Here is a 24029-nt window from a genome sequence, read left to right as displayed (position 1 = left end):
AGGCGGCTTGCCGCTGCGCCTGGGTCAGCGCGTGCATATAGTTTTGCAGCTGGACAAGCGACGGAATAGTGCCGCGTCCTTTCAGCGCACGCGCCCCAAGGACGGCGATTTCCGCCATCAACCGGCTGGCCTTGTCATGTGCGGCCCGCAAGGCCGCCAGGTTTTCCAGTAATGCCTCATCATGTTCCATAGTCACTCCTCATGAATACACAACAGGGCAAATTATCTAGGGACCGCGAGTCGGAAAATCAAGTTCCGCAGCCGCCGCCGGCCTTACAGGAATGGCCAGCTGAGGATGCCTTTCGCATGCAGCACGGGGCGCAGTACCAGATAGCCGACCACAAAGCCGAGCGCCAGCAGGCTTCGCACATCGCCCATGGCCGCCAGGAAGACGGCACCGACCGCAGTCGCGGCCACCAGCACCATCAGCCACACTTCAATACTGGTGAGGAAGCCAGCCGAGCGGCGCCAGGTATGGGCAATAAGGTTGAGCGCTTCGCGTGGGTTTTTGACGGGCTTTTCCATGAAAGTTCACCAACTGTGCTGTTTGAATAAAAACCGAAGCCGGAAATGAAAAATCCCCGCCGAGGCGAGGATTTCTCTTTCTTTTGGAGGCGAGGGCCGGAATCGAACCGGCGTACACGGCTTTGCAGGCCGCTGCATAACCACTTTGCTACCCCGCCGTAAGGCGTTTGAATCAGCTGATTGCTGCTTCAGGAATTCTGGAGCGGGAAAAGAGTCTCGAACTCTCGACCTCAACCTTGGCAAGGTTGCGCTCTACCAACTGAGCTATTCCCGCATTGGGTTTGAAATACTTGGAGCGGGAGAAGAGTCTCGAACTCTCGACCTCAACCTTGGCAAGGTTGCGCTCTACCAACTGAGCTACTCCCGCTTTGTTACCGCTTCGTTTCGCGTTGTGCGTTACGAAGAGCCGCCATTATAGGCACCGAAAAATTGCTGTCAACACCTTGCTGCGAAGATTTTGGCATGTGGCGGCTGCCTTGCAGCTAAGTCACTGTTCCGTAGGAGAAGAGGCTTTGAAAGTTTTTCGAGGGGTGGGTGGCCGGGCTGTGTGGAAAACGACGTTTCGGCTGCGGCATGATGGATGCGCGGGCCTAGGGCAAAAAAGAGGCGTTCTTGCCGGAAAACCGGGCAAGAACGCCTGTGTGCGTGAGGTTGCAGCAAGCTGCGGACCTCGGAGCTATCCACCTGTTGCTAAGGCAGGCTTGGGCTCCCAATCAGACTCCCCAACGAATCTGGAGTGATCCGGCTCGCTAAAGCCGGGAGACGGATAGTGCATTGCAGCAACCGTGCCAGCATGAGTTTGTTGTGCCTTGTGGTGAATGGGCTCCATCTTCATATTGTTGATTTATATGTATTTTTTATGTTTTCTCTGCTTCGGGGACCATGCCGCAAGGGCTGGCGACGTGGCGAAGCCTATGTTGCTGTAGGCGAGGACACGCCTTGTCGTGCACTTATCTGGAACATCAGGAAACGCTTTTGCGCCATGGCTGGGCGCTTGCCAGCGGGGGCCGCTGAAGGTAGAGTCAACGCGTAGGTAACTATTGCACCGCAGCAAACCTTATATATGTCCGCATTCAAGCGCAGCCTGAGCATTACCACCATGAAACGCACCATGATGAAACCATCATGGGGCGCGATGCCGGTTGTGCGGACGAGGTAGCAGTAGAAATACCCAGACGCAAAGAACCCAGCAAAGCCCCCGGATCGAGAGATCGGGGGCTTTGTGCTTTTGGGGCCAAGCACCTGTTCTAAACGGGCGCCAACCCCGCTCCCCACCAGGAAGAACCGAAATGCCCAAGCAATTGACCCTTAGTGTGGACAACAACAGCGATGCGCTGGAGCGCGTGTTGCGCGTGGTGCGCCACCGCGGTTACGCCGTGCGACGCGTCGAAGCAGAGATGCCCGAATCGGGCGAGCGCATGGAGGTAAGGCTGGAGCTGGCCAGCAGCCGGCCGGCCTTCAGCCTGGTGGCGCAATTGGCCAAGTTGGCCGAGGTGCGCGCGCTGGCGGTGCGCGGCGATGGTGTGCAGGTTGCACTCTAAGCACTGCTGAGCGCGGGGTTTAGTCTCCTGAGCGGTAGGGGCGGCCGCGTCGTGCCGCCTCGTTGCGCTCGCGCGCCTGGCTGGCGTGGCAGGCGCGCAGGCGCCGTTGCTGCGTCTGCTGCTCATGAGCGGGCCCCGTCATCAGGGGCTGCCAGACTTCGCGTTGGAAGTCATGTGCCCGCTGCTCGGCTCGCCGGGAGAGACCGGCCAGCCGCCCGCACTCCGCCTTGGCTGCGCGTAGCCCGGCCTCCAAGGTCTGGATACGTGGGTCCGGCCAGCGTACGCCGGTCATGGCTTGGTTGAGCCGTTCTACTTCCTGGCACTGGCTCTGCCACTGTTGCCGTGCCAGACGAGCGATCTGGCGCAGGTCGGCCAGCTTGTGGTCGATCTGCAATTCCCGGCTGGCGCTTTCAAGCTGTTGCTGGATGACGGCGAGTGCATGCATAGGGGGGGGGGCTCCTGGCGATAAGGCCGGGCGCTACCTTGCAACCAGCCGCTAGACATGTACTTTAGCTAACTGGTAACTATTTAGTCAATGGCTAAATTTACAGCTAAACTTCCGGGTGGCTTTGGGGCTAGCCATGTTGCGTGGCTAAGTAGCCGACTTTATATAGCTGCGAGCTATCTTTTGTGATGATGTCTGGTTGAGTAGCCCACAGGCTCGCCCGCAAGGCGCGCCATTGCCCCGGGTCGTAGCCATGCACCACCCCCAGCGCGCCGCCATTTGCTTGCGTGAGCTGCTGCTTGCGTTGCTCGGCCAGGCTGGGGTCGCGGCCCAGTGGCGTGATTGCAATGCTCAGATAGCGGGCGTCCCGCCAGCCTTCGTACAGCTCGGCCTGCCAGAGTGGCCAGATCTCAATGCTCGGCCGGCCGAAGGCGCGGCATAGATCGGCAAACCCTTCGCTGCTTAGAAAGCGGTCCATACCGGCCGGATCGTCCCAGAGATAGAAAGGCGCATAGCGGTTCTCGCCCTGGCCACCCTGCCTGCGGCTATACAGATAGGCCTTGAAGCGCAGGCTCGGAAAGTTGTCGAGCAAATGGCCGCGCTCGGCAATGCGCCGCTCGATGATGGTCATGTCGTAGTCGGCGGGTAGGGTGAAACCGTATTGCATGGCAATCATGTCGCTAGCTCCACCGGCTTGGGGCGCTGGCCTATGCCCATGCGACCGGCGCCGAAGGACCAGTCTTCCGACTGGCTGGTACTGATTACTACCATCACGTCTTCTGGCGGTATGCCCGGCGCGACGCCCAGCCGTTCGACCAGCTTGCGGTAGAAGGCCTGCTTGGTGGCCTGGCTGCGCTCCCGCCCAGTGGTGAGGTGGATCAAGACAAAGTCGTCCGAGCGCGGGCCGCCCATGTAGTGGCGGTCAAAGATCAATTCCTCCGGTTCGTGCTGGTGGATGGTCTGGAAGCGGTCATCGGCAGGTACCTCATAGTCTTCCACCAGGGCTAGGTGCAAGCTGTTGGAGAGGGCACGCAGATAGTCTGGGGATTTACCCTTGAGCAGGGAGATACGGGCGTAAGGCATGTCATTGTTCCTCTTGATTGAACGTTTCTTGCAGCAGCCGGGCGGCGGTAGCGGCGCAGGGCCAGCCGGCATAAAAGGCCAGGTGGGTGACAAGCTCGGCCAAGGTCTCGCGGTTCAGGCCGTTCTCTTGTGCCAGCCGCAAATGGAAGGGTAGTTGCTCGCTACGGTTCAGGGCCACCAGCGTTGCCACGGTGATCAGGCTGCGTTCGCGCGGGCTGAGCCCAGGGCGCTGCCAGATGTCGTCGAACAGGAGCTGGTCGGTCAGCTGCGCCAGCTTGGGGGTGATGGCACCGAGGCTGAGTTGGCCGAGTTGGGAGGGCATGCTGGGCTCCTAAGGTTTGACGGCCTCACCTTAACGCCGCAAGATATTCCTGAATATCGGGAAATATTTAACTAATAGTTCGATAAAACGGGATGGTTGTGTGGGCCGCTTGAACCTGGACCTGGATGTGCTGCGTACCTATGTGGTCGGCATCGAGCTTGGCAGTTTTGCCCAGGCGGCCGACCGGCTGGGGCGCTCGACCTCGGCGGTGAGTGCGCAGCTCAAGAAGCTGGAGATGCAGGCCGGTACACCGCTGCTGCGCAAGGCGGGGCGCGGCATGCTGCCGACCGAGGCGGGCGAGCGGCTGCTGGCCTACGCGCGGCGGCTGCTGGCTTTGAATGACGAGGCGGTGGATGCCTTGCGCGGCATGGAGCTGGCGGGCGCCGTGCGCCTGGGCATGCAGGAGGATTTTGGCGAGCGCCTGCTGCCCGACGTGTTGGGGCGCTTTGCCCGTGCACACCCACGGGTCCATATCGAAGCGCGCATCGCCCGCAATGTGGAGCTGTTGGCCCAGCTGCAGCGCGGTGGCCTGGACCTGGCGCTGACCTGGGCGGTCGAAGGTGTGCCGCTGCGCGGTACCGAGCTGGGTGAAATGGCCATGCGCTGGATAGGCCTCTCAGGTGGCTTGGCGGCGGTGGGCTGGCAGCCGGGCGAGCCGCTGCCGTTGGTCATGTTCGAGTCGCCCTGTTTGATGCGTAGTGCGGCGACGGCGGCGCTGGACCGGGCTGGCATGCCTTGGCGGCTCGCCTTCAGCAGCCCCAGCCTGGGCGGGGTATGGGCGGCGGTCGCAGCGGGCTTGGGGGTGACGGTCAGAACGGAAGTGGGCTTGCCGGCGACCTTGGCCCCTTTGCAGGACGCGGTGCTACCGGCGCTGCCCAGCATCGGCCTGCGCCTGCTCTGGAGCGAGGCGACACCCAGCCCGGCCTGCCAGCGTTTGGGCGACATCATGCTGGAGCAACTGGCGGGTCTGCCGCAGTTGTCTAGGGCGGACTAACGCTGTTCCAGGTGATTGCGGTACAAGGCGGCGATCAAATCGGCTTGGGTCAGCAGCCCTAGCAATTCATCACTCTCGCCGAGTACGGGCACCCAGCTACGCTGGCCATTTGATAGCTCGGTCACCCAGGCGGTCACCGGCTGGTCCGGTCTGGCTGCGTGCCCTGCAGCCAGCAGCGCTGGCGCGGCGTCATCTGCCCGGTATCGCGCCCACTGCACTTCGCCCCGCAGGCGGCCGCGCTGATCCACGACTGGCAGACTGGCCATCCCCTGTGCGGCAAATAGGCGCTGAATCTCGCTTACCGATGGCAATGGCCAAGGCAGCGCTGTTGCTGGTGACATGGCCTCGCTGCAACGGATCTCGCCAAAGCGTCGCCGATAGGCGCGCTGCTCGGCGTCGAGCAGGATGCTCTCCAGATCGTCCTGGCTGATATCCAGTAACTCCTTGTGTGCAGCCAGGGCGGCATCGAGGTCGGCGGCGGTCACGCCCAGGCCTGGGGCGGACGGGCTGGCGGTGCGCGCATGGTCCTGGGGGTGATGCGGGTAGTGGCGGCCGCTCAGGCGGTGGAACAACACCGCCAGCATGACCAGCAGCAAGGAGTTGAGTGCTACCGGCCAGAGCGCAAAACCGAAGCCCAGCTCACGTACCGCCGGCCCGCCGATGACCGCGGTCAGCGCTACCGCGCCGCTGGGCGGGTGTAGGCAGCGCAGCGGGAACATGATGGCAATGGCCAGGCTGCCGGCCACCGCCGCCGCCAGCAGCGGCGAGGGCAGCCACAGCGCGCAGGCCACACCGATCAGGGCCGCCAAGGTATTGCCACCCACCACCGACCAGGGCTGGGCCAGCGGGCTGGCCGGCACGGCGAACAAGAGCACGGCCGTGGCCCCCATGGGCGCCACGAACCAGGGATGGCTCGCGCCCAGCGCCCAGCGGCTCAATAGCTCGGTGAGCAAGAGGCCCAGGCCGGCTCCCAGGCAGGCCAGCCAGCGCTCGCGGCGGCCGGCGCTGATGGGGGCGGGGAGGTAGGGGTGTAGCCAGGATGGGATAGGCAAAACAAGGCCTTAGCAGCAGTGCACCAAATGGGGGCGCATTGTACCGATCGGAAAATACATCACAAAGTGATATATTCCCTGATCCCTGCTATCCGAGGTGTGTTGTGAGCGTTCCTGCCAGCCTGGACAAGGCGCAGTACGAGGCTTTGTCTGAATTCCGTTACCAGTTGCGCCGCTTTCTGCACTTCAGCGAATCCGCCGCCCGTGCGCAGGGGCTTACTCCGCTGCAATATCTGCTGATGTTGCACATCAGGGGCTTTGCGGGCCGCGAATGGGCGACAGTCGGGGAGCTGGCAGAGCGCTTGCAGATGCAGCACCACGCCGTGGTGGCGCTGGTGAGCCGCAGCGAGGAGAACGGTCTGGTCTATCGGCAGCGCAGCACCGCCGACCGGCGCCAAGTGGAGGTGCGGTTGACGGCGGCCGGCGCTGAGCAACTGGCGCACCTGGCGGCACTGCACGAAGCGGAACTACGCTCCTTGCAGGGGACCTTCCAGGTGGCGCACATCACCGCCTTCAACGACGCGCCTGACGGCTCAGTTTAAGCTCACGCGGCGGAAGTCGCTGACATTGAGAGGACTGGGCACATAGCCGTTCACCCGTTTGCTGACCGCGTTGATCACCACCGAATAGGTCAGCGGAATGACCGGGACTTGGTCGTAGACCCGTCTCTGCGCCTGTTGGTAGAGCGCTGTGCGCTGCTTGAGGTCGTTGCTGCGGCGGGCGGCGGTGATCAGGTCCTCAAAAGGCTGGTCGCACCACTGCGCTTTATTGCTGTTGCCCACGCTGCTGCAGGACAGGTTGGGGGTGAAGAAGTTGTCCGGGTCGCCATTGTCGCCGTACCAGCTCATCAGCATCAGGTCATGCTCGCCCTTGCCGCCGCGTTTGAACATGGTGCTGAGCTCCATCACCTCTACTTCCACCTTGATGCCGGCCTTGGCCCAGTCGCCCTGCAGCAACTCACCGGCGCGGGCACTGATGCCGGAATTGTCCACGAACAGATGCAGGGTGCTGCCGTCATAGCCGGCGGCCTTGGCCAGCTGGCGTGCCCGCTCGCGGTCCAGCCGGTTCTTGAGGCTGGCATCGTGGCTCCAGATGCTGGGCGGCAGGAAGTTGGCCGCGGCCTTACCCATGCCACCGCGGATGACCTGCAGATAGGTGTCTTTGTCGATGGCGATGGATAGCGCCTCGCGCATGCGCTGGTCCTTGAGGACCCGGTGCTGGGTATTGATGGCCAAAAAGGCGGTCGCCAGCGGTGTGCTCTGCAGTACGCGGGTCTTGGGATCGCCCTTGAAGGTTTCGACCGCGGTGGGTTTGAGCAGCAGGGCCACTTGGCACTCCCCGGCCTTGACCTTCTGGGCCCGGGTGTCGTCGTTGACCGTGATGGCAAAGACCAGGTTGTCCACCTTGGGTGCGCCATCCCAGTAGCTTGTATTGGCGGCGTAGCGGATCAGCTCGTTCTGCTGGTAACGCTTGAACACGAAGGGGCCGGTGCCGACGGGCTGGCTGCTCAGCTGTTCCAGCTGGCCGCGCTGGATCAGCTGGGTGCCGTACTCGGCCGAATAAACCGAGCCGATGGGCGACATGGCAAGGTCGGAGAGAAAGGGCGCTTCGGGGTGGTTGAGTACAAAGCGCACGGTGTAGTCGTCGACCTTGCTCACCGCCTTGATCAGCTTGGACATCTCCATGCCCGACCAGTAGGCGTAGCCCGACTTGGCGACGGCGTGGGCCGGGTGCTTGGGGTCGTATAGTCGGTTGATGGAGAACAGCACGTCGTCAGCGTTCATGTCGCGGCTGGGGGTGAACCAGGGCGTGGTATGGAACTTCACGCCGCGACGCAGGTGCAGGGTGTATTGCAGACCATCCTTGCTGATCTCCCAGTTGCTGGCGAGGCTGGGCATGAGCTCGGTAGTACCGGGTTTGAAGCGCAGCAACTGGTCGAACACGGTCATGCCGGCAGCGTCGTTGCTGGCGGCCAGTTCGGTCTGGACGATGTCGAAGCTCTCCGGTGCCGCATCGGTACAGACGGCTAGGGTACTGGCGGCCTGGGTGGAGAGGCCAAGGGCAAGCAAGAGGGCGGAAGGCAGCAGGAATGGGGGGCGGCGCATGGCGGGGGGGCCTGATCGGAGCGGAGCCCCGACTATAGCGGACGACGGGCCAGCACCCATGCTTGGGCGAGCTTGGGCGGCAGCCAGCGTGGGCCGGCCGCCACAGTGACGGGCCTCAGTTGCAGACCGGCCGCCGGGCCGCGTCGCGCAATCGGATCATGGTGGTGTTGTAGCGTTCGGCGAAATGGTAGGCCTTGTCGCCCAGGCGGGTATGGGCGCTGTCCCACATATCTTCGGAGCTGCCAGGCAGGTAGCGCCAGTCGCGCTCGGCCAGCTGGCAGTTGCCGCGGTTGAGGCCGGGAACGACCCGGGTATAGCCACGCAGCGCCAAGAAACGATAGTCGCCTGCACGCGCATTGCGGCGAGCGAGCTTGTCCGGGTCGGTCGCGGTGAACTTGCGCAGCGTAGCCAGGTTCTGCTGGTAGCTGTCCGCCGGAGCGGCAACGGCCGGCAGGAGCAGGAACAGGGGTAGAAGGAGGGGGATCAGGCGGCGCACGGCGGGGAAACGGGACGGGGTGGCCTGAGGTTACCACCTACAGGCCCTGCTAGCGCTGCCGGTTCATATAGCCGGTGATGCGCTCGACGTGCAGCAGGGCGCAGCGCACGGTGAAGCGGCACTCTGCGCTGAAGAAGCCGAGCTGGTAGCCGGCATCGGTCGGGGCGATGCGCAGCTCGCCCGCCAGGGCCTTGGCCCAGCCGTAGACTTCCAGGTCCTTGATCTGCCAGATGGTGACAAGAAACTGGGTGGTATTGCTGCCCTCGGGCCATTTGTCAGGCAAGGGCGCAGGGGCGCGCCGCACGTCGAACCAGAGCCGCAGCACCGGGCCGTCGCGATGGGCCGTCAGCTCGTGCAGGTCCACATGCACGAAGTCGTCGTAGTGCGGGAACAAGGCGGTCACCGCCTGTTTATTGTCGAGAGCGTCTACCCAGAGCATGGTGGCGTTTGGCTGGTTGGAAGGGCGGCGCGGCGGCCGCGTTCCCGATCATTCTAGAATGTGGGGATGCTTTGCAAGCGCCAAATAGCAGTGCGCCGCCCCGTGGGGCGGCGCACTGGCTGGTAAAAATGGCTATGACTGCAGGGCGTGGGAGGGCGGCATGGCCAAGGCCGTCAAGGTATGGCGCAACGTGGCCAGCATGGCGACCGAGCCGGCCGCCAGCAGTGCTGCCAGCAACGGCATCACCCCGATGCTGGCATGGTCGATGAACTGGCTCAGGTAGCGCTCACCCGCCAACCAGGCCAGTGGCAGGCCCAGGAGTGCACCGACCACCACCAGACCGCCGAACTCCCGTCCCAAGAGGGCCAGGATGGCACCGCGACCGGCACCGTAGAGCTTGCGGATGACGATCTCACGGGCACGGCGCCGCACGCTGTAGGCGGCCAGGGCATAGAGGCCAAAGCCGGCGATCAGGGTAGCAATGCCGGCTGCGCCAGCGAGGATGCGGGCCAGTTGCGTATCCTGCCGGTAGACATGGTCCAGATGGGTGCTGTACCAATCGATGCGCGGCTTTTCGTCCGGGTAGGTGCTGCGCCAGAGTGCTTCGGCTGCTGCCTTGACCTTGGCCGGGTCACCCTCGGTGCGCAAGGTGATGGTGATCATCCACTGTTCGCTGATGCCGAACAGCATGGGGTCGCTGCGTTCACGCGGGCTTTGATAGCGCAGGTCATCGATCACACCGATGATCTGCTTGGTTTCGTCACCGTCCTTGAAGGTCTGGCCGATGGCCGCCTGCGGCGAGGTATAGCCCAGGGCGGTCACGGCGCTGCGGTTGATCACCGTATAGCCGGTGTTGGCCAGGGTATCGCGGCTGGCGTCCAGCAGGCGACCGGCGATGGGCTGGATGCCATAGGTGCGCAGCATGTAGGGGTCGATCGGTTCGTTGCGGATCGCGACCTGGCGACCGTCACTCAAGGTGATCTCGGTACCGTTGCTGGTATCGCCACGACCCGGCATATCGAGCGAGCGACCGGCGCTCTTGACTCCAGGCAGGTGGGAGAGGGCGCTACGGAACTGTTCGATCTCTGCGTTCTTGAGGTGAGAGGGGGGGTCGACGATCAAGAGATTGCTGGAGTCGAAACCCGGGTTGATATGGGTGGCGTAGCGCGCCTGCAGCAGGATGACGATGGCGAAGGAGGAGAGCCCCAACGCTGCGGAAAACTGCAGCACGGTCAGGCCGCGGCGCAGCCATAGGCCGGCACCGCTCTCTTGCCGGTCACGGCCGGCCAGGGCCTGGGCGACCGGGATCTTGCACGCCACCCAGGCCGGATAGAGACCTGCCAGCACGCCGGTCAAGAGGCCGACGGCGAGGGCTGGCGGTACCATGACGAGGTCGAAGCTGTTGCCGGCACGTATGCCCAGCCACTCCTGCAGCAGCGGCCAGACTAGCCAGGCGAGCAGAAGGCCGAGCCCGGTGGCAAGCAGGGCAACCAGCATGGATTCGGTCAGGAACTGCACCACGATGCGGGCAGGCGAGGCACCGAGGGTTTTGCGGATGCCGATCTCGCGCTGGCGCTTGAGGGTACGGACCGTGCTCAGGTTGACGTAGTTGATGGCCGCCAGTACCAGGATCAACACCGCCAAGCCACTCAAACCGAGGTAAAGGGCCTGGTTTCCGTTGCTATAGGCACCCTTTAGCTTGATGTCCGGAGTAGCGATCAGCCGCACCTCGGCCACGTGACCATTGAGGCGGAACTGCTCGGGTACGGCGTCTCCGCGCGGTGCCTCGTCAAAGAGTTTCTGCAGCAGGGCGGTGCCGGCCGCGAGGTCGGCACCGGGGCGCAGGCGCAGGAAGATGCGACCGGAGTGGTGCCCCCAGTGGCGGGTGGCAAACTCGCGGTTGTCCCAGGCCGAGGAGGTGCTGGAGGCCAGTACCTCGAAACGGTAGGTGCTGTTGTCCGCCCGGTTGGGCAGCACCGCGGCCACCCGATAAGGCTGGCCCTTGATGATCACGCTCTGACCCACGGGCTCGGTCTTGCCGAACAGCGATTCGGCGGTGGCAGCGCTGACGGCGATATTGTCGGGTCGCGCCAGTGCCTCGGTCAGGTCACCCTTGAGGGCGCGCATCGACAGCATATTGGCAAGGGCAGGGTCGACAAAGGCCGTGCGGTAGGACTGGACCTTGTTGCCGACCCGTAGCGAGTAATTGCGGACATAGAAAATGCTGACGTCGCTGAAGTAGGTCGAGGCTTTGTCGGCTTCGGCCTTGAAGGGCATGGGGATGCTGGCCTGCCAGCGCGGGGTGGACGATTCTCCGCGGTAGCGGATCTCCATCTGCATCAGCCGTTCGGTATTGGGGATGTCGTGCTCGGCGGTGAGCTCCGATTCGACGATGCAGGCCAGGATAAAGGCCACCGCCACACCAATGGCCAGACCCAGGATGACTACGGCCGAATAGGCCGGGTCCTGCCACAGTTGCCGCCAGCCTATGCGCAAGTCTTTGATCAGCATGATGGGCTCCTTAGACCGCGACCGCGTCGACCAGCACGCGGCCATCCAGCAGGCGCAGGGTGCGCGAGGCCTGGGCGGCGTGGGTGGGCGAGTGGGTGACCATGATCAGGGTGGTGCCTTCGGCGTTGATGTCGCGCAGGAGCCGCATCACCTCGTCGCCATGGGCGCTGTCGAGGTTGCCGGTCGGTTCATCGGCCAGCAGCAGGCTGGGCCGCGATACCAGTGCGCGGGCGATGGCGACGCGCTGCTGTTGGCCGCCGGAGAGTTGCGAGGGGCGGTGGCTGGCGCGGTGGCTGACGCCCAGCTTGGCCATGGCTTCATCGACCCGTTGCTTGCGCTCGCGTGCCGGCACATCGCCATATTCCAATGCCAGCGCCACGTTCTCGGCCACGGTCAGTTCGTCGATCAGGTTGAAGCTCTGGAAGATAAAGCCGATGCGGCCACGCCGCAGCTGGTTGAGCCGCGATTCGTTCCAGCCGGCCACGTTCTGGCCTTCGAACCAGTACTCGCCTTCGCTCGGGCTGTCGAGCAGGCCCAGTATGCCCAGGAGGGTGGACTTGCCGCAGCCGGAGGGACCGGTGATGGCGAGGTATTCGCCGGCCTCGATGTCGAGGTCTACGCCATCGAGGGCGTGGGTTTCGATATCACTGGTGCGGTGGACCTTACGGATATTGCGCAGTTTGAGCATGGCGGTTTCCTGGTGTTATGGGCTGCAGTGTATAGGCGGATCAGATCAGGGCAGGTGCCGACATGGGCAGCGCTTGCGGTGTGGCGTCCTGGCGCGGTGTGGCCAAGCGGCAGGCCTCTTGGCCGTGTTCAGCCTCGGCGAGCGGGTCATGAGCGGCGACGGCGGGCTCGACCATGCTGGCGGCGAGGTTCACGGCCAGGCCGGCACAGGCGAGGCGGGCGATCAGTTGGGGCGAGACGAGCAGGCTCATGTTGGGGCTCCTGGTAGTTTGATTTTTCTTGCGGTGGCTTCAGTGGCTGACGCGCAGGCGCTGGGCGTCACGGAAGTCGCGGTAGCTTGAGACGATCACCCGCTCACCGGCCTTGAGCCCACCCAGCACTTCGATCTGGTTGGCCGCACGGCGACCCAGGCGGATGGCACGGCGCTCGGCCTGGCCATCGCCTTCGGCGAGGACAAAGATCCAGGCCCCGCCGGTGTCGCTATAGAAAGCACCGTCGGGCAGTAGCAGGCTCTGGCTGGGTTGGCCCAGGCTCAGGCGGGCATCCACACCCTGGCCTGGTTGCATCTGCTTGGGCATAGTTGAAGTGAACTGCAGCTCCAGGTTAAAGCGGCCGTCCTTGACCTGTGGGTTGAGCCGGGCCAGGGTCACGTCGTAGCTCTGGCCACCGATCTGTGCGGATCCCTTGAGGCCCAGGCTGACGCGACCCAGGTAGAACTCGTCGGCGCTGGCGGTCAGCTTGTAGCGATCGGGGCTGTCGATGCGGCCCAGACGGTCGCTGGGTTTGACCGACTCGCCCTCTTCCAGGCGGAAGTCGGTCAGCCGTCCGTCGGTCGGGGCGCGCACGGCCAGTGCGTCGGCGGTGGTGCGCATGATCTTGAGGCCGTCCTGCAGGCCGCCGATGGCACGCGCCATCTGGTCTATGGCATGCTGGCGGGTACCCAGTTCGGCCTGGATATCGGCCTTGGCCTCGGCCAGCAGGCGCTGCTGTTGGCTCAACTTGTCGCGCGATTCTTCCAGCGCGGCGGCAGAGAGAAAGCCCTGTGCAGCCAGCTGGCTGTTGCGCTGGTGATCCTTCTGCACCCGGTCCAGGGTGTATTCGAGGCCAGCCAGCTCACGGCGGTGGTCGGCGCGGCTGGCTTCCAGGCCGACCTTGAGGCCGGCCAGATTGGCCACCTGCTGGGCCACGTCCGATTCGCGTGCCAGCATCTCCTGCTGCCGCTGTGGGTTGGAGAGGCGGAACAGCAGCTCGCCCTTCTTGACCATGGCGCCATCGCGTACATGGACCGCTTCTACCCGGCCGCCTTCGGTGGCATCGAGAAAGACCGAAGCCAAGGGGGCGGCGTTGCTGCGCAGCAGTATTTCGTCGCGGAACTGGCCGGACTGGACGGTGGCGATCTCCAGCTCGCTGGCGCCGACTACCTGACCGCGTGGCAGCATCCACCAGACGAGGCCGGCCAGTACAGCGGCGCCGGTAGCGGCGGCGACCCAGAGCCAGGGCTTGCGGCGGCGGACCACGGCGCGATCCATGCCGGCGCCGGTGACCGGGATATGCGGTGGCAGGTGGGGAGCGGGAGCGTTCATGAGTGTGCAGTGGTGGCTGTGAGCGATGGACTCCCTATTGCACAGCCCGTGCCAGCGGGGTTGATGTTGTTAAATCAATCACTTGCAGTATTTGTCCGCATGGTAGGAGCGATCACTGTCCGGAAGCGGACAGTTGGACTTGTCCGGAAGTGGACAGGGGTTTGCAGGGCTTCCCTGGCACTGCTAAGTTGCGTGCCTTCCCTTTAGAAACCAAGCGGGCTACGGAACGCATGAGTGCAACGCCCATCCTGATCCTCGACGACGACCCTGACGTTGCCATTGCGGCGCGCCTGTTGCTGCGCCGCCGCCTGGGTGAAGTGGCCGAACTGCAGCAGCCGCGCCAGCTGCTGGCCGAGATCGAGCGGCACCAGCCTTCGGTGCTACTGCTGGACATGAACTTCACCCCGGGTCGGCTGGATGGTGGCGAGGGTCTGGCCGTGCTGCGCCAACTGGCCAGCCTGCCCAAGGCGCCGGCCGTGATCGTGATGACCGCCTACGCCGAGGTGGCGCTGGCGGTGGAGGCGGTCAAGCTCGGTGCCTTCGACTTTATTACCAAGCCTTGGGACAACGCCAAGCTCTTGGCGACGGTGGGGGCGGCGCTGGCGAGCAGGGAGACGGTACCAGAGCCCAAGGTCGGCGGCCTCTTGGGGCAGTCGCGCGCCATGCAGGAATTGCGCGGCTTGATCGCCAGCGTGGCACCGACCGAGGCCAATGTGTTGATCCTGGGAGAAAACGGCGTGGGCAAGGAATTGGTCGCGCGCGCCATCCACGAAGCATCGCACCGTGCCGACGGTACCTTCCTGGCGGTGGATATGGGCGCCTTGCCGGAATCGACCTTCGAGAGCGAGCTGTTCGGTCACCGCAAGGGCAGCTTTACCGATGCTCGCCAGGATAGATCGGGTCGTTTTCAGGCGGCGCGCAGCGGTACCTTGTTTCTCGATGAAATCGGCAATATGCCGCTGGCCAACCAGGCCAAGCTCCTGACTGCGCTGGAACGACGCGAGGTGACGCCGGTCGGGGCCGACAGGCCCGAGGCGATCGATGTACGTATCGTGAGTGCGACCAACCTTGAGGAGGCCGCGTTGTTCAGTCCGGCGCAGTTCCGGCCTGACCTCTTGTACCGGCTCAATACCATCGTGCTGCGGGTGCCGCCGCTGCGGGCGCGGCGCGACGATATACCGCTGCTGGTCGAGCACTATCTGTGCCGCTACGCGCAGCAGTATGGCAAGCCAGTACGCCCGCTGGGGGCGACCACGCTGGCCGCCCTGGCGGCCTACGACTGGCCGGGTAATGTGCGCTCGCTCAAGCATGCTTGCGAGCGGGCGGTGATCCTGGCGCAGGGCCCGGAATACAGCCCGGCGGACTTCGCCCTGGGCGTGCCAACCCAGGTGCCTGTCACGTCAGCCGCTCCGGCCGGGGTGACCGCCGATGAGCTCAAACTCAGCGAACGCGAGCGCGACGCGATCGCCGCGGCCCTGCAGCGCGCCGAAGGCAATATCAGCCAAGCGGCCAAACTGCTAGGGGTCAGCCGGGCCGCGCTCTATCGCAAGCTGGAAAAGCATGGACTCTGAGCATTTGAGCCGCCGTGCCACCCACTTTGCCCGCAGCCGGGTGTTGCTGGCCACACTGCTGTTGGCGGTGGCTACCGGCGCCGCCATGGCCAATCTCGACTCGCCCCGTTTGCTGGTGCTGAGCGGCCTTCTGGCCTTGTTTGCCCTGCTAATGGGCGGGCGCGCGCTGAGCCGGCTCGTGGTACCGCCGCCGCAACGGGTGGGCGAGCCGGCCTTTGGTCTACCTGGTGATCTCGCGGCCAGCCATGCGGCGCTGAGCCGGCTGGAAGCACGCCTGGAGCATGCACCAGTCGCGCTTTGGCAGCTGCAGGGTGAGCAATTGCAGGCGCTCAATGCTGCTGCCCGTCGCTTGCTGGCGCCAGGCCGGGCCAGCGAGCCCGAGGCCTTGCAGGCCTTGCTGCGTGCGGCGCCGATAGGCCAACGCCAGTTGGTGGGTTTTGACAGCGAGCGTGGTCACGAACGGGCACTGCTGGCCGCTACCTTGCTGACCCTGGGGCGCGAAGAGGAGCGGTTGGTCGCCCTGATGCCAATCGAGTCCGAGCTGGAGGCAGAGACCCTGCGCGCCTGGCGGCAACTAGTGCATGTGCTCACGCACGAGATCATGAACTCGCTCACTCCCATCGCCTCGCTATCGCGCACTGCCAAGGCCTTGCTGGAAGAGCAGGATGGGGTGGATGAGGACTTGGGCATGGCCATGGATACCATCGCCCGCCGCGCCAGCCACCTGGTGGAATTCGTGGCCAGCTACCGTAGCGTTAGCCAGTTGCCGGAGCCCAAGCTGGAGCCGACCAGCCTGCAGGCGCTACTGGGCCGACTAAGGCAGTTGGTAGCGGCAGACTGGGCGGCGCGTGGTGGCGGGGCCTCTTTTGTGGTCGAGCCGGATTCGCTGGAATTGATGGCCGACCCCGGCCAGCTGGAACAGGCTCTGCTCAACCTGATCAAGAACGCTGCCGATGCCACCCGCGAGCTGGCCACGCCGCAACTATGGGTGGAAGCCAAGCTGGTACGTGGTGGCCGCTTGAGTATCGAGATCAGCGATAACGGTCCGGGCGTACCGGCAGGCCTGGAAGCACAGATATTCACGCCTTTCTTCAGCACCAAGCAAAAAGGCCTGGGCGTGGGCCTCGCGCTGGTACGCAACCAGATCCACGGCATGGGCGGCACCGTCCGCTACGCCAAACGCCCCCGCGGCGGCGCCTGCTTCGTGCTGACTTTTTAATCGGACGGTGCGTTGCTGATAGTGGGGAACTGGGCGATTACCCAATGAGGCTTGCCCAATATGCTGACGAGCGTCAGCGAGGTTCCCCGCCAGCGGGCGGGGCGGAGGGGTGGGATTCGATAAAGGGGGAGAGCCCCCACATTCAGGTTCCACCAATGTGAAGCGCCCGGGTCTCCCGGGCGCCTGCAGCAATCCAAACTGACCTATACCGGCGGCTGCCACAGCTCGACCGGATTCCCCTCGGGGTCATGCAGACGCGCGAAGCGGCCTATGGAATAGTGCTCCGGGTCGACCTCCACCTTGATATCGGCTGCCTGCAGCTGTGCCACCATGGCGTCCAGGTTGCCCACCCGGAAGTTGAGCATCCACATCTGGCTGCTGCGGCCAAAATAGCTGGTATCGGCGGCGAAAGGTGCGAAGGCAGTCGGGCCGGCTTCCTGCCGCCAGGGCTGGCCGTTTTCGTCCTTGGGTACGGTGCTGATGCCCAGGTGTTGTTGGTACCAACGGGCCAATGCTTCCGGGTCCTGCGCGCGAAAGAACAGACCGCCTATGCCCTGCACTTTTTCCATATTGCCTCCAGCTGTGGTCGAGGTGTGCGCGCCTAGCCCAGGCGACTCTCGGCCTAGGCTTCTTCCAGCATGGCGGTACGGAACTTGGGCCACTGCGAGCGGATAAGCTGCCGGGAAGTGCTGGCGCGCTCGGTCAGGATATACACCCTGAGTTCGCCCTGCCAGGTGGTGAGCACGCCGCGCATGGCCGAGCGCGGTTCGATATCGAACCACTGCGCCTTGCCTTGGCGGTCGGTGATCATATAGCGGTCCACCGCCAGCCGTACCGGCTTGGGTTGGAGCTGCTGCCAGCCCGGCTCTTGCAGTTGGTGCTCGCCAACCGAGGGGCCGTTATGGAAATAGACGTGGGATTCTTCAAAGCCCAGCCCCCAGCGACACCAGCCCACCGTACCGTCACGCCGCACGACGGGCAGCTTGACCTTGGGTTCTCGAAACCAGATCTGGCGACCTTGGTATTCAATGGCGGAGCACATGACGGGGTGGTCCTTGGGGACGGCTATTAGAGTTGGCTAATTCGTATACTACACAGTGAACGAACGTACTCCAAGTGCTTCCTTGTCACGATCATGCCGACAGCATGGCTGAAAAGCCTGGGAAGCCAAGCCTGGCGGGGCTTGTGCCTTGTCGTAGCGTTACAACGCAGTTTGCTGAGCGTCAGGCCCTGAGCCGCAGTTTGAGCTGCTGGCGACCACACAGCTTGCCACCGCGCAGATGGCGGAACTGGTAGTCGGCCGAGCGCCGGTCGGCACCGATGCGGATCTCGACCTGGATAAGATCATCTTCATCCAGCGCGACCTCGATGCTGGCTGGAGCATGCTGGGAGAAGGCCAGCTTGGGCCGGGCCAGCACCTTGTTGCTGTTCAGGTCGCTGACCTCGGTGGTGGCGATATAGCGGCCGATGCCAGAGCTGGCGGGCTGCACATCCACCCGTACCGAGAGATGGCGGGACGACATGGCCGGCGCCACCGGCGGGGCCACTTCTTCGGCATAGACTGGCAGGGCCATCAATACGGCGGGGAGGATGACACCGGCCAGCCGCCGGGCCGGGTGATGAGTCTTCATAGCAATTCTCGTCGTAAGGCGGTGCTGGCTTGTTGCGATACCGGCACGTCAGCTGCTGGCAGGATACGCTGAGCCAATGACCTAATTCCGGTGCGGGAGTTCATACCATGTGAACGATGGATTGGGCGATGGCGGGTATCCCTTGCGCCGACCAAGGGCGTGTGTGGGCGATTAAGGTGTTGCGGCTTGTGTGCACTTTGCCATGTTGGTTTTTTGCATGTTTGTATTTCATTTAATTCTTATTAATCAGTGGCTTGGAGGGTTTGCGGCTGATTTGGCCTAGGGCCCGAAAAATACGTTTTCCTTGCAATACAAAAGTCATGTTCATGTCACCTGCCGGCGGTAGCGTGCCGCGCATCCGTACCGGCTTGAACCGGGGAATACGGTCCATACAAAGGGGAAAACATGAAGAAAAGCATGATGGCCGTCGCCGTGGGGCTGGCGATGGCGGGATGGGCTTTGCCCGCGCTGGCTGCAGGCCAGGTGGTGATCAGCCAGGTTTATGGCGGGGGTGGCAATAGTGGCGCCACCCTGCGCAATGACTTTATCGAGCTGTTCAACCGTGGGGATACCGCCGTCAGCCTGGATGGCTGGAGCGTGCAGTACGCCAGTGCCAGCGGCAGCAGCTGGCAAAAGACGGCGCTCAGCGGCAGCCTGCAGCCGGGCCAGTACTATCTGGTGCAGCAGGCGGTGGGCGCCGGTGGCAGCCAGAATCTGCCCACGCCGGATGCGATCGGTACGCTGACCCTGTCGGCCACCGCCGGCAAGGTTGCGCTGGTGGGCAACAATACGCTGCTGGCCTGCGGCAGCAGCTGCGCCCTGACGGCCAGCGTGATCGACTTCGTCGGCTTTGGCAGCGCCAACAATGCCGAGGGCGCCAGTGCGCCGGCGCCGTCCAATACCCTCGCCGTGCTGCGCGCAGGCAGTGGTTGCAAGGACAGCAACAACAACAGCATCGACTTCAGCACCGGCTTCCCGGTGCCACGTAATAGCGCCAGCACCTTTACGGTCTGCGATACCAGCGGCGGTGGCGGCACCAACCCCGGCCCGCAGCTGGCCCGCATCCACGATATCCAGGGCAATGCCCATGTCTCGCCGCTCAAGGGTAGCGCGGTCAGCAAGGTGCCAGGCATCGTGACCGTGCTGATGGGTAATGGCTTCTTTATGCAGGACCCGCACCCGGACAGCGACCCGGCGACCTCGGAAGGGATCTTCGTCTATACCGCCGCAGCCCCTGCGGTACAGGTTGGCGATGCGGTCGAGGTGAGCGGCCTGGTCAGCGAGTATCGCCCCGGCGGTAGCGGCGGTGCCGCCAACCTCAGCACCACGGAGATCACCGCGCCAAGCGTGGCGGTCATCTCCAGCGGCAATGCACTGCCGCCTGCAGTGGTGATCGGCCAGTCCGGCCGTATGCCCCCTACGGGTACCATCTACGCCGGCAGTGGTGACGTGGAGACCCTGGGAGCGCTCAATGTGACCGCCAATGCGTTGGACTTCTACGAGAGTCTGGAAGGCATGCGGATCGAGATCGACGCGCCGGTGACGGTGGGCCCGACCAGCGGTGACGAGCTGGTGGTGCTGCCCGATGGCGGCAGCTGGTCGACCAACCGTACCGGCCGAGGTGGCGTGGTGATCGCTGCGGGCGACTACAACCCTGAACGCGTGGTGATCTCGCGTGGCACGGTCACGCCGCCCCCGGCCAATGTGGGCGATACCTTCGGCCGCATCGTGGGCGTACTGGACTATGCCAGCGGCAGCTACAAGCTGATGGCAACCGAGATCAGCGGCTTTGTGGACCAGGGCCTGCAGCCCGAAACCACCCGGGCGCAAGTTGCGAGTGAACTGGCGGTCGCCTCCTTCAACCTGGAGAACCTCGCCGCCACCGACGCGCAGAGCAAGTTCGACGGCCTGGCCCAGCAGATCGTCAAGCGCCTCAATACCCCGGACCTGATCGGGGTGATGGAAGTCCAGGACAACGACGGTGCTGCCAGCAGTGGCAATGTCGACGCCAGCCAGACCATTGCCAAGCTGGTGCAGACCATCCAGCAACAGGGCGGCCCGCAGTATCTGTTCGTGTCCATCGATCCGCAGGACGGCCAGGACGGGGGGGAGCCTGGTGGCAATATCCGCCAGGGCTTTCTCTACAACCCGGCCCGCGTGAGCTTTGTGGGCAAGGCCGGTGGCAGCGCTACCAACCCGGTGAGCGTGCTCAACAACGCCGGTGTGCCAGCGCTGTCCTTCAATCCTGGTCGCATCGACCCGACCAATACGGTGTTCGCCAATAGCCGCAAGCCTTTGGCGGCAGAGTTCAGCTTCAACGGTCAGCGTCTCTTCCTGATCGCCAACCATCTCAACGCCAAGAGCACCGATCAGCCCCTGTTCGGCCGCTTCCAGCCGCCGCTCTTGAGCACGGAGCCCAAGCGCATCCAGCAGGCCGAGGTGGTCGCGGGCTTTGTCTCCACCTTGTTGGCGGTAGACCCGCAGACCAAGGTGGTGGTGCTGGGCGATATGAACGACTACGAGTTCTCGGCCACGCTCGACCGCTTCAAGAACGTAGGCCTGAGTGACCTCGTGGAAACGCTGCCCAAGAGCGAGCGCTACACCTATGTCTATGGCGGCAACTCGCAGGTGTTGGACCATATCCTGGTCAGCCAGAGCCTTGCCGGCAAGGCCGAGTACGACGTGGTGCACGTGAACAGCGAGTTCGCCAACCAGAACAGCGACCACGAGCCCGAGGTTGCTCGCTTGTCGCTGCCGCTGCCGGTCAACCTCTCAAGCGGCTTCAGCTGGCAGGCGTCCGGCCTGAGCTACAACCGTGCCAGTGGCCTGTACCAGGGCAACATTACGCTGACAGCCAAGATTGCCGCCACCGGCCCATTCGCGTTGGCTCTGGGCACCCTGCCCAGTGGAGTGACCTTGGCCAATGCCACCGCCACGGTGGCCGGCTTGCCGGCGATCAAGCTGCCGGGATCGCTGGCGGTGGGGGAGAGCGTGACGGTACCGGTGCAGTTCAAGAACCCGACCGCGGCCAAGCTCGGCTATTCGGTCTATGTCTACGGCGGCCTCTGAGCCGACTGAACCTGCCGGCCCGGCTGCGGCCGGGCCGGCAACTCTTAGAGGAATACAAAAATGCGACGTCTACAACGCCTGTTGGTCGGCCTGATGGCCGGCCTGCTGTTCACGCTCAATGCTCACGCCAGCCTGGTCTACAACGTCAAGATCAATACCAGCAGCCTCTCTGGCAGCGAGGGTTATCTGGACATGGGCCTGATCGGCTTGGCCGATTCGCCGCTGGCAAAGGCTACCCTCAGCGGCATCCAAGGCGGCACGGCCTTGGGTGGCGACCTGCTCGATGGTGACGGCACCGCAGTACCGGGTGGCTGGCAGTTGGGCAACACCACCGGCTTCAACGCCGTGCTGGCGGCCTGGCAGTTCGGCCAGGAGCTGGCCTTTCAGCTCACCTTCTCGGGTGACTGGGAGAGCGCCGTCAGCGGTAGCGGCACTACCCTGGCCTTCAAACTGTGGAATGACGCCCTGGATGCCACCTTGCTGAGCGACGATGCCAGCGGCGATCTGTTCCGCATCGATCTGTGGCCGCAGGGCCTCAGCACCGTCAGTGTTTTTGGCATCGACGGCGCAGGCAACTTTGCAACGGTGCAGCAGGCGGCAGCCGTGCCCGAACCTGCCAGCCTGGTCTTGCTGCTGACAGGCCTCGTGGCGCTGGCACTGCTGCGCCAGCAGCGCCGGCAAGCGCATCGTTAAGCCGTCAGGCTTGGGTAGACAGGGGGGGCGTAGGCCGCCCCCGTTTGTCATGCTGATGGCATGCCTGCCAGGTGGATTTCGGCTGTGACCGGTAAATTTTGTGTTTTAATCTGCTGCGAGGGCGTGTAAGGTTCGTCGTGCAGATAAGCACATCGCTATTGAACTTTGTCTGCCCAGCCCAATCTAGGGCTATATATGCTGTGAACCGGCGCCGAATACGACACCCAAGACGGTGCGCCAAAATTCACACTTGCCTTTTAATTCTCTGTCTTTAAGTTTGTATTCAGCTAATCTGACAGAAGCTAGGCACAAACGCATCCTGACTACCGCAATGCCGCGGTTAAAAAAGTGAGCATGAGAGCATCCAATACCAGTCGTACCCAAAGTCATGAAGCTGTCGCAGCCCGTGCTGCCTTGGAAGCACTGTTTGGCAATGGTGATGCCCCCCAGGCAGCACCAGCCCCGCTGGAGGGCGAAGCACTACTGGCCCGTAAAGCGGCAGAATCCAAGTCGGTTGCGTCGCGCATTGATTTTCTCAAGCGTAAGCGCGAAGCAATGAATGAAGTACTGCGCGAAGCAGCGGCACGCGGCCTGACCGCGGATGACCTGAAGTCCATCTAGGGCCTGCCCGGCACCGGTCTGGCGAGTTTGCCGGATACCTGCCGATTCGACCTTTTATCAGGTCGCCCCGTCCTGCGTTCATTTGGCCTTTTAAGGCTGACGATCGCTTATTCTCCGTTATTTGATGATTTGCCGATAAACCAATTGGATATCTACCAATTGCCGCGGTTGGTAATTCCTATCCCGCTGGGCCTATAGGCCACAATTCGCATTCCCATTACTGCCCCGACTTAATGGTCGGCCTCCACCTGCGTATGCCATGCTGTGGATAATGCCGCACGCCTGGAGCACGCGATGGAGTTGTTGATCAATATCGATGTCGATGACCTGACGCGGGCCATTGCCTTCTATCAGTCCGCCTTTGGTCTGCAGCCTGTGCGCCGTTTTGGCGCTGCCGGGGTAGAGATGCGGGGCGCAACGGCCCCCTTGTTTCTGCTGGTCAAAGAGGCGGGTAGCCCCGCTGTGGCGGGCCTCGCCGAGCTACGCCGCTATGTGCGGCACTGGACGCCGGTGCACCTGGACGTGGTGGTATCCGAGATCGGCGCTGCGGTACAGCGTGCGGTCGGCGCGGGGGCGCAGCTGGAGGGTGAGATCCATACCTATGCCTGGGGCCATATCGCCCATCTGGCCGATCCATTCGGTCATGGCCTTTGCTTGATCCAGTTTCTGGGGCGCGGCTATGACGAAGTGGCCGACCCGGCGTGAGGCCGCCCGGCGGAAGCTGCGGCAGGCACGGTGAGCGGGGTGTAGAAACGGGGTAGGGAGGCGTCTGCGAACCTCGGAGGTGCAAAAAATGCGTAAACGGCTTTACTACCTGCTACCCGACAAGGCCAGCGCCCGGCGGACCATGAGCGACCTGCTGATGGCCCACGTGGCCGAGCGTCATATTCACTTTGTTGCCCGCGATGGCATGGACCTGAGTGGCCTGCACGAGGCCAATTTGCTGCAGACCTCGGATATCGTGCACGGTGCCCAGTCCGGCCTCGTGATCGGCGGTGTATCGGGCCTGGCCGCCAGCCTGGTGGCGACCTTTGCGGTGATGTCCGGCACCGGGCTGCCGCTAGGCGCGGTGGTGTTGGGCAGTACCCTGGCCAGCGCCCTGATCGGCGCCTGGGCGGCCAGCATGGTGGCTTGCTCGGTGCCCAATAGCCGGCTGGAGCAGTTCCGCGCTGCGATGGAGCAGGGGCAGATCCTCCTGATGGTGGATGTGCAGCGGTGGCGCGTGGAAGAGATCGAGACGCTGGTCCAACGACTGGACCCACAGGCCCATCTCGAAGGCGTGGAGCCGACCATACCGGCTTTCCCCTGAGTGCCGTTGACTGATGGGGTGTGGGCGGTAGCCAACACCCCGTCGGCATTTCACGGTCAGGCTTTAAGGGGCCTTGCGGGGACGTATCCCGGCTCGTTAAGGTGGACGGGTCGTCGGCGGGCGCCGCAGCGCG

Annotated in this window: 27 protein-coding genes and 3 tRNA genes; 10 read left to right on the top strand and 20 right to left on the bottom strand. The window is 63.8% G+C overall.

Annotated elements, in window-relative coordinates:
• The 5 genes from VIM95_RS19670 to VIM95_RS19650 form a co-directional block, all read right to left on the bottom strand.
• A partial coding sequence (locus tag VIM95_RS19670) for a hypothetical protein (protein WP_331989124.1) occupies nt 1–190 on the bottom strand: 190 nt, incomplete at its 3' end.
• A gap of 83 nt (nt 191–273) precedes the next feature.
• On the bottom strand, nt 274–525 hold the full coding sequence (locus VIM95_RS19665) for a hypothetical protein (protein WP_331989122.1): 252 nt from the start codon (nt 523–525) through the stop codon (nt 274–276).
• 84 nt (nt 526–609) lie between these two features.
• A tRNA-Cys gene (locus VIM95_RS19660) sits at nt 610–683 on the bottom strand.
• Between the two features lie 40 nt (nt 684–723).
• Nucleotides 724–799, bottom strand: a tRNA-Gly gene (locus VIM95_RS19655).
• A 17-nt stretch (nt 800–816) separates the two neighbouring features.
• A tRNA-Gly gene (locus tag VIM95_RS19650) sits at nt 817–892 on the bottom strand.
• Between the two features lie 922 nt (nt 893–1814).
• Between VIM95_RS19650 and ilvM the strand changes: the two genes are divergently transcribed.
• Nucleotides 1815–2066 carry an acetolactate synthase 2 small subunit gene (ilvM, locus tag VIM95_RS19645; protein WP_331989120.1) on the top strand — a complete coding sequence of 84 codons (252 nt, stop codon included), beginning with the start codon at nt 1815–1817 and terminating at the stop codon, nt 2064–2066.
• Between the two features lie 19 nt (nt 2067–2085).
• On the opposite strand, the gene VIM95_RS19640 is transcribed toward ilvM, so the two are convergent.
• From VIM95_RS19640 to VIM95_RS19625, 4 genes are all read right to left on the bottom strand, one after another.
• Nucleotides 2086–2511 (bottom strand): hypothetical protein, encoded by a 426-nt coding sequence (locus tag VIM95_RS19640; RefSeq protein ID WP_331989118.1) that lies wholly within the window; start codon nt 2509–2511, stop codon nt 2086–2088.
• Nucleotides 2512–2641: 130 nt separating this feature from the next.
• Nucleotides 2642–3187, bottom strand: coding sequence for a DUF4865 family protein (locus VIM95_RS19635; protein WP_331989116.1), 546 nt, complete (start codon nt 3185–3187; stop codon nt 2642–2644).
• The gene (locus VIM95_RS19630; protein ID WP_331989114.1) at nt 3184–3594 is read right to left on the bottom strand and encodes a tautomerase family protein; all 411 of its coding nucleotides are present in this window, start codon (nt 3592–3594) and stop codon (nt 3184–3186) included. Before VIM95_RS19630 ends, VIM95_RS19635 begins: the two co-directional genes overlap by 4 nt.
• 1 nt (nt 3595) lies before the next feature.
• Nucleotides 3596–3916 (bottom strand): carboxymuconolactone decarboxylase family protein, encoded by a 321-nt coding sequence (locus tag VIM95_RS19625; RefSeq protein ID WP_331989112.1) that lies wholly within the window; start codon nt 3914–3916, stop codon nt 3596–3598.
• A 100-nt stretch (nt 3917–4016) separates the two neighbouring features.
• Between VIM95_RS19625 and VIM95_RS19620 the strand changes: the two genes are divergently transcribed.
• The gene (locus VIM95_RS19620) at nt 4017–4910 is read left to right on the top strand and encodes a LysR substrate-binding domain-containing protein (RefSeq protein WP_331989110.1); all 894 of its coding nucleotides are present in this window, start codon (nt 4017–4019) and stop codon (nt 4908–4910) included.
• On the opposite strand, the gene VIM95_RS19615 is transcribed toward VIM95_RS19620, so the two are convergent.
• Entirely contained in the window at nt 4907–5962 is a 1056-nt protein-coding gene (locus tag VIM95_RS19615) for an HPP family protein (protein WP_331989108.1), read from the bottom strand. The two genes, VIM95_RS19620 and VIM95_RS19615, sit on opposite strands and share 4 nt — an antisense overlap.
• 104 nt (nt 5963–6066) lie before the next feature.
• On the opposite strand from VIM95_RS19615, the gene VIM95_RS19610 reads away from it, so the two are divergent.
• Nucleotides 6067–6504: a MarR family winged helix-turn-helix transcriptional regulator gene (locus VIM95_RS19610; protein ID WP_331989106.1), complete on the top strand. Its 438-nt coding sequence runs from the start codon at nt 6067–6069 to the stop codon at nt 6502–6504.
• Here VIM95_RS19610 and VIM95_RS19605 read toward each other — a convergent pair.
• From VIM95_RS19605 to VIM95_RS19575, 7 genes are all read right to left on the bottom strand, one after another.
• Nucleotides 6496–8067 (bottom strand): ABC transporter substrate-binding protein, encoded by a 1572-nt coding sequence (locus tag VIM95_RS19605; protein WP_331989104.1) that lies wholly within the window; start codon nt 8065–8067, stop codon nt 6496–6498. The two genes, VIM95_RS19610 and VIM95_RS19605, sit on opposite strands and share 9 nt — an antisense overlap.
• A 115-nt stretch (nt 8068–8182) precedes the next feature.
• Complete coding sequence (locus VIM95_RS19600; RefSeq protein WP_331989102.1) at nt 8183–8563, bottom strand: hypothetical protein; 381 nt, start codon at nt 8561–8563, stop codon at nt 8183–8185.
• A gap of 49 nt (nt 8564–8612) precedes the next feature.
• A complete protein-coding gene (locus VIM95_RS19595; protein WP_331989100.1) occupies nt 8613–9002 on the bottom strand; it encodes an Imm50 family immunity protein in 390 nt (129 codons plus the stop codon).
• A 132-nt stretch (nt 9003–9134) separates the two neighbouring features.
• The gene (locus VIM95_RS19590; protein WP_331989098.1) at nt 9135–11513 is read right to left on the bottom strand and encodes an ABC transporter permease; all 2379 of its coding nucleotides are present in this window, start codon (nt 11511–11513) and stop codon (nt 9135–9137) included.
• 10 nt (nt 11514–11523) lie between these two features.
• Entirely contained in the window at nt 11524–12201 is a 678-nt protein-coding gene (locus tag VIM95_RS19585; RefSeq protein WP_331989096.1) for an ABC transporter ATP-binding protein, read from the bottom strand.
• A gap of 40 nt (nt 12202–12241) precedes the next feature.
• Nucleotides 12242–12451 carry a hypothetical protein gene (locus VIM95_RS19580; RefSeq protein WP_331989094.1) on the bottom strand — a complete coding sequence of 70 codons (210 nt, stop codon included), beginning with the start codon at nt 12449–12451 and terminating at the stop codon, nt 12242–12244.
• Nucleotides 12452–12490: 39 nt separating this feature from the next.
• On the bottom strand, nt 12491–13783 hold the full coding sequence (locus VIM95_RS19575; protein ID WP_331989092.1) for an efflux RND transporter periplasmic adaptor subunit: 1293 nt from the start codon (nt 13781–13783) through the stop codon (nt 12491–12493).
• Between the two features lie 230 nt (nt 13784–14013).
• Between VIM95_RS19575 and VIM95_RS19570 the strand changes: the two genes are divergently transcribed.
• Both VIM95_RS19570 and VIM95_RS19565 read left to right on the top strand, forming a co-directional pair.
• Nucleotides 14014–15354: a sigma-54 dependent transcriptional regulator gene (locus VIM95_RS19570; protein WP_331989090.1), complete on the top strand. Its 1341-nt coding sequence runs from the start codon at nt 14014–14016 to the stop codon at nt 15352–15354.
• Nucleotides 15344–16573 carry a sensor histidine kinase gene (locus VIM95_RS19565; RefSeq protein WP_331989089.1) on the top strand — a complete coding sequence of 410 codons (1230 nt, stop codon included), beginning with the start codon at nt 15344–15346 and terminating at the stop codon, nt 16571–16573. Before VIM95_RS19570 ends, VIM95_RS19565 begins: the two co-directional genes overlap by 11 nt.
• A 203-nt stretch (nt 16574–16776) precedes the next feature.
• On the opposite strand, the gene VIM95_RS19560 is transcribed toward VIM95_RS19565, so the two are convergent.
• The 3 genes from VIM95_RS19560 to VIM95_RS19550 form a co-directional block, all read right to left on the bottom strand.
• A complete protein-coding gene (locus VIM95_RS19560; RefSeq protein ID WP_331989088.1) occupies nt 16777–17142 on the bottom strand; it encodes a VOC family protein in 366 nt (121 codons plus the stop codon).
• Between the two features lie 53 nt (nt 17143–17195).
• Nucleotides 17196–17615 (bottom strand): hypothetical protein, encoded by a 420-nt coding sequence (locus VIM95_RS19555; RefSeq protein ID WP_331989087.1) that lies wholly within the window; start codon nt 17613–17615, stop codon nt 17196–17198.
• Nucleotides 17616–17796: 181 nt separating this feature from the next.
• On the bottom strand, nt 17797–18204 hold the full coding sequence (locus tag VIM95_RS19550; RefSeq protein WP_331989086.1) for a hypothetical protein: 408 nt from the start codon (nt 18202–18204) through the stop codon (nt 17797–17799).
• 405 nt (nt 18205–18609) lie between these two features.
• Between VIM95_RS19550 and VIM95_RS19545 the strand changes: the two genes are divergently transcribed.
• The 5 genes from VIM95_RS19545 to VIM95_RS19525 all read left to right on the top strand — a co-directional run bounded on the left by VIM95_RS19545 (nt 18610) and on the right by VIM95_RS19525 (nt 23896).
• Nucleotides 18610–21273 carry a lamin tail domain-containing protein gene (locus tag VIM95_RS19545; protein WP_331989085.1) on the top strand — a complete coding sequence of 888 codons (2664 nt, stop codon included), beginning with the start codon at nt 18610–18612 and terminating at the stop codon, nt 21271–21273.
• A 60-nt stretch (nt 21274–21333) separates the two neighbouring features.
• A complete protein-coding gene (locus VIM95_RS19540; RefSeq protein ID WP_331989084.1) occupies nt 21334–21966 on the top strand; it encodes an NF038129 family PEP-CTERM protein in 633 nt (210 codons plus the stop codon).
• Nucleotides 21967–22320: 354 nt separating this feature from the next.
• The gene (locus VIM95_RS19535; RefSeq protein WP_331989083.1) at nt 22321–22587 is read left to right on the top strand and encodes a hypothetical protein; all 267 of its coding nucleotides are present in this window, start codon (nt 22321–22323) and stop codon (nt 22585–22587) included.
• 294 nt (nt 22588–22881) lie between these two features.
• Complete coding sequence (locus tag VIM95_RS19530; RefSeq protein ID WP_331989082.1) at nt 22882–23292, top strand: VOC family protein; 411 nt, start codon at nt 22882–22884, stop codon at nt 23290–23292.
• Nucleotides 23293–23380: 88 nt separating this feature from the next.
• Nucleotides 23381–23896 carry a DUF1269 domain-containing protein gene (locus VIM95_RS19525; RefSeq protein ID WP_331989081.1) on the top strand — a complete coding sequence of 172 codons (516 nt, stop codon included), beginning with the start codon at nt 23381–23383 and terminating at the stop codon, nt 23894–23896.
• Nucleotides 23897–24029 lie beyond the last annotated feature (133 nt).

This window comes from Chitinimonas sp., assembly GCF_036568685.1.
Lineage (GTDB): Bacteria > Pseudomonadota > Gammaproteobacteria > Burkholderiales > Chitinimonadaceae > Chitinimonas.
The sequence above is the reverse complement of the archived record's forward strand: the minus strand, read 5'-3'. Positions and strand labels throughout refer to the sequence as shown.

Coding starts and splice junctions, on each gene's coding strand:
- VIM95_RS19665 (WP_331989122.1), bottom strand. CDS start 525: ATGGAAAAGCCCGTCAAAAACCCACGCGAAGCGCTCAACCTTATTGCC.
- ilvM (WP_331989120.1), top strand. CDS start 1,815: ATGCCCAAGCAATTGACCCTTAGTGTGGACAACAACAGCGATGCGCTG.
- VIM95_RS19640 (WP_331989118.1), bottom strand. CDS start 2,511: ATGCATGCACTCGCCGTCATCCAGCAACAGCTTGAAAGCGCCAGCCGG.
- VIM95_RS19635 (WP_331989116.1), bottom strand. CDS start 3,187: ATGATTGCCATGCAATACGGTTTCACCCTACCCGCCGACTACGACATG.
- VIM95_RS19630 (WP_331989114.1), bottom strand. CDS start 3,594: ATGCCTTACGCCCGTATCTCCCTGCTCAAGGGTAAATCCCCAGACTAT.
- VIM95_RS19625 (WP_331989112.1), bottom strand. CDS start 3,916: ATGCCCTCCCAACTCGGCCAACTCAGCCTCGGTGCCATCACCCCCAAG.
- VIM95_RS19605 (WP_331989104.1), bottom strand. CDS start 8,067: ATGCGCCGCCCCCCATTCCTGCTGCCTTCCGCCCTCTTGCTTGCCCTT.
- VIM95_RS19595 (WP_331989100.1), bottom strand. CDS start 9,002: ATGCTCTGGGTAGACGCTCTCGACAATAAACAGGCGGTGACCGCCTTG.
- VIM95_RS19590 (WP_331989098.1), bottom strand. CDS start 11,513: ATGCTGATCAAAGACTTGCGCATAGGCTGGCGGCAACTGTGGCAGGAC.
- VIM95_RS19585 (WP_331989096.1), bottom strand. CDS start 12,201: ATGCTCAAACTGCGCAATATCCGTAAGGTCCACCGCACCAGTGATATC.
- VIM95_RS19580 (WP_331989094.1), bottom strand. CDS start 12,451: ATGAGCCTGCTCGTCTCGCCCCAACTGATCGCCCGCCTCGCCTGTGCC.
- VIM95_RS19575 (WP_331989092.1), bottom strand. CDS start 13,783: ATGAACGCTCCCGCTCCCCACCTGCCACCGCATATCCCGGTCACCGGC.
- VIM95_RS19570 (WP_331989090.1), top strand. CDS start 14,014: ATGAGTGCAACGCCCATCCTGATCCTCGACGACGACCCTGACGTTGCC.
- VIM95_RS19565 (WP_331989089.1), top strand. CDS start 15,344: ATGGACTCTGAGCATTTGAGCCGCCGTGCCACCCACTTTGCCCGCAGC.
- VIM95_RS19560 (WP_331989088.1), bottom strand. CDS start 17,142: ATGGAAAAAGTGCAGGGCATAGGCGGTCTGTTCTTTCGCGCGCAGGAC.
- VIM95_RS19555 (WP_331989087.1), bottom strand. CDS start 17,615: ATGTGCTCCGCCATTGAATACCAAGGTCGCCAGATCTGGTTTCGAGAA.
- VIM95_RS19550 (WP_331989086.1), bottom strand. CDS start 18,204: ATGAAGACTCATCACCCGGCCCGGCGGCTGGCCGGTGTCATCCTCCCC.
- VIM95_RS19545 (WP_331989085.1), top strand. CDS start 18,610: ATGAAGAAAAGCATGATGGCCGTCGCCGTGGGGCTGGCGATGGCGGGA.
- VIM95_RS19540 (WP_331989084.1), top strand. CDS start 21,334: ATGCGACGTCTACAACGCCTGTTGGTCGGCCTGATGGCCGGCCTGCTG.
- VIM95_RS19535 (WP_331989083.1), top strand. CDS start 22,321: ATGAGAGCATCCAATACCAGTCGTACCCAAAGTCATGAAGCTGTCGCA.
- VIM95_RS19530 (WP_331989082.1), top strand. CDS start 22,882: ATGGAGTTGTTGATCAATATCGATGTCGATGACCTGACGCGGGCCATT.
- VIM95_RS19525 (WP_331989081.1), top strand. CDS start 23,381: ATGCGTAAACGGCTTTACTACCTGCTACCCGACAAGGCCAGCGCCCGG.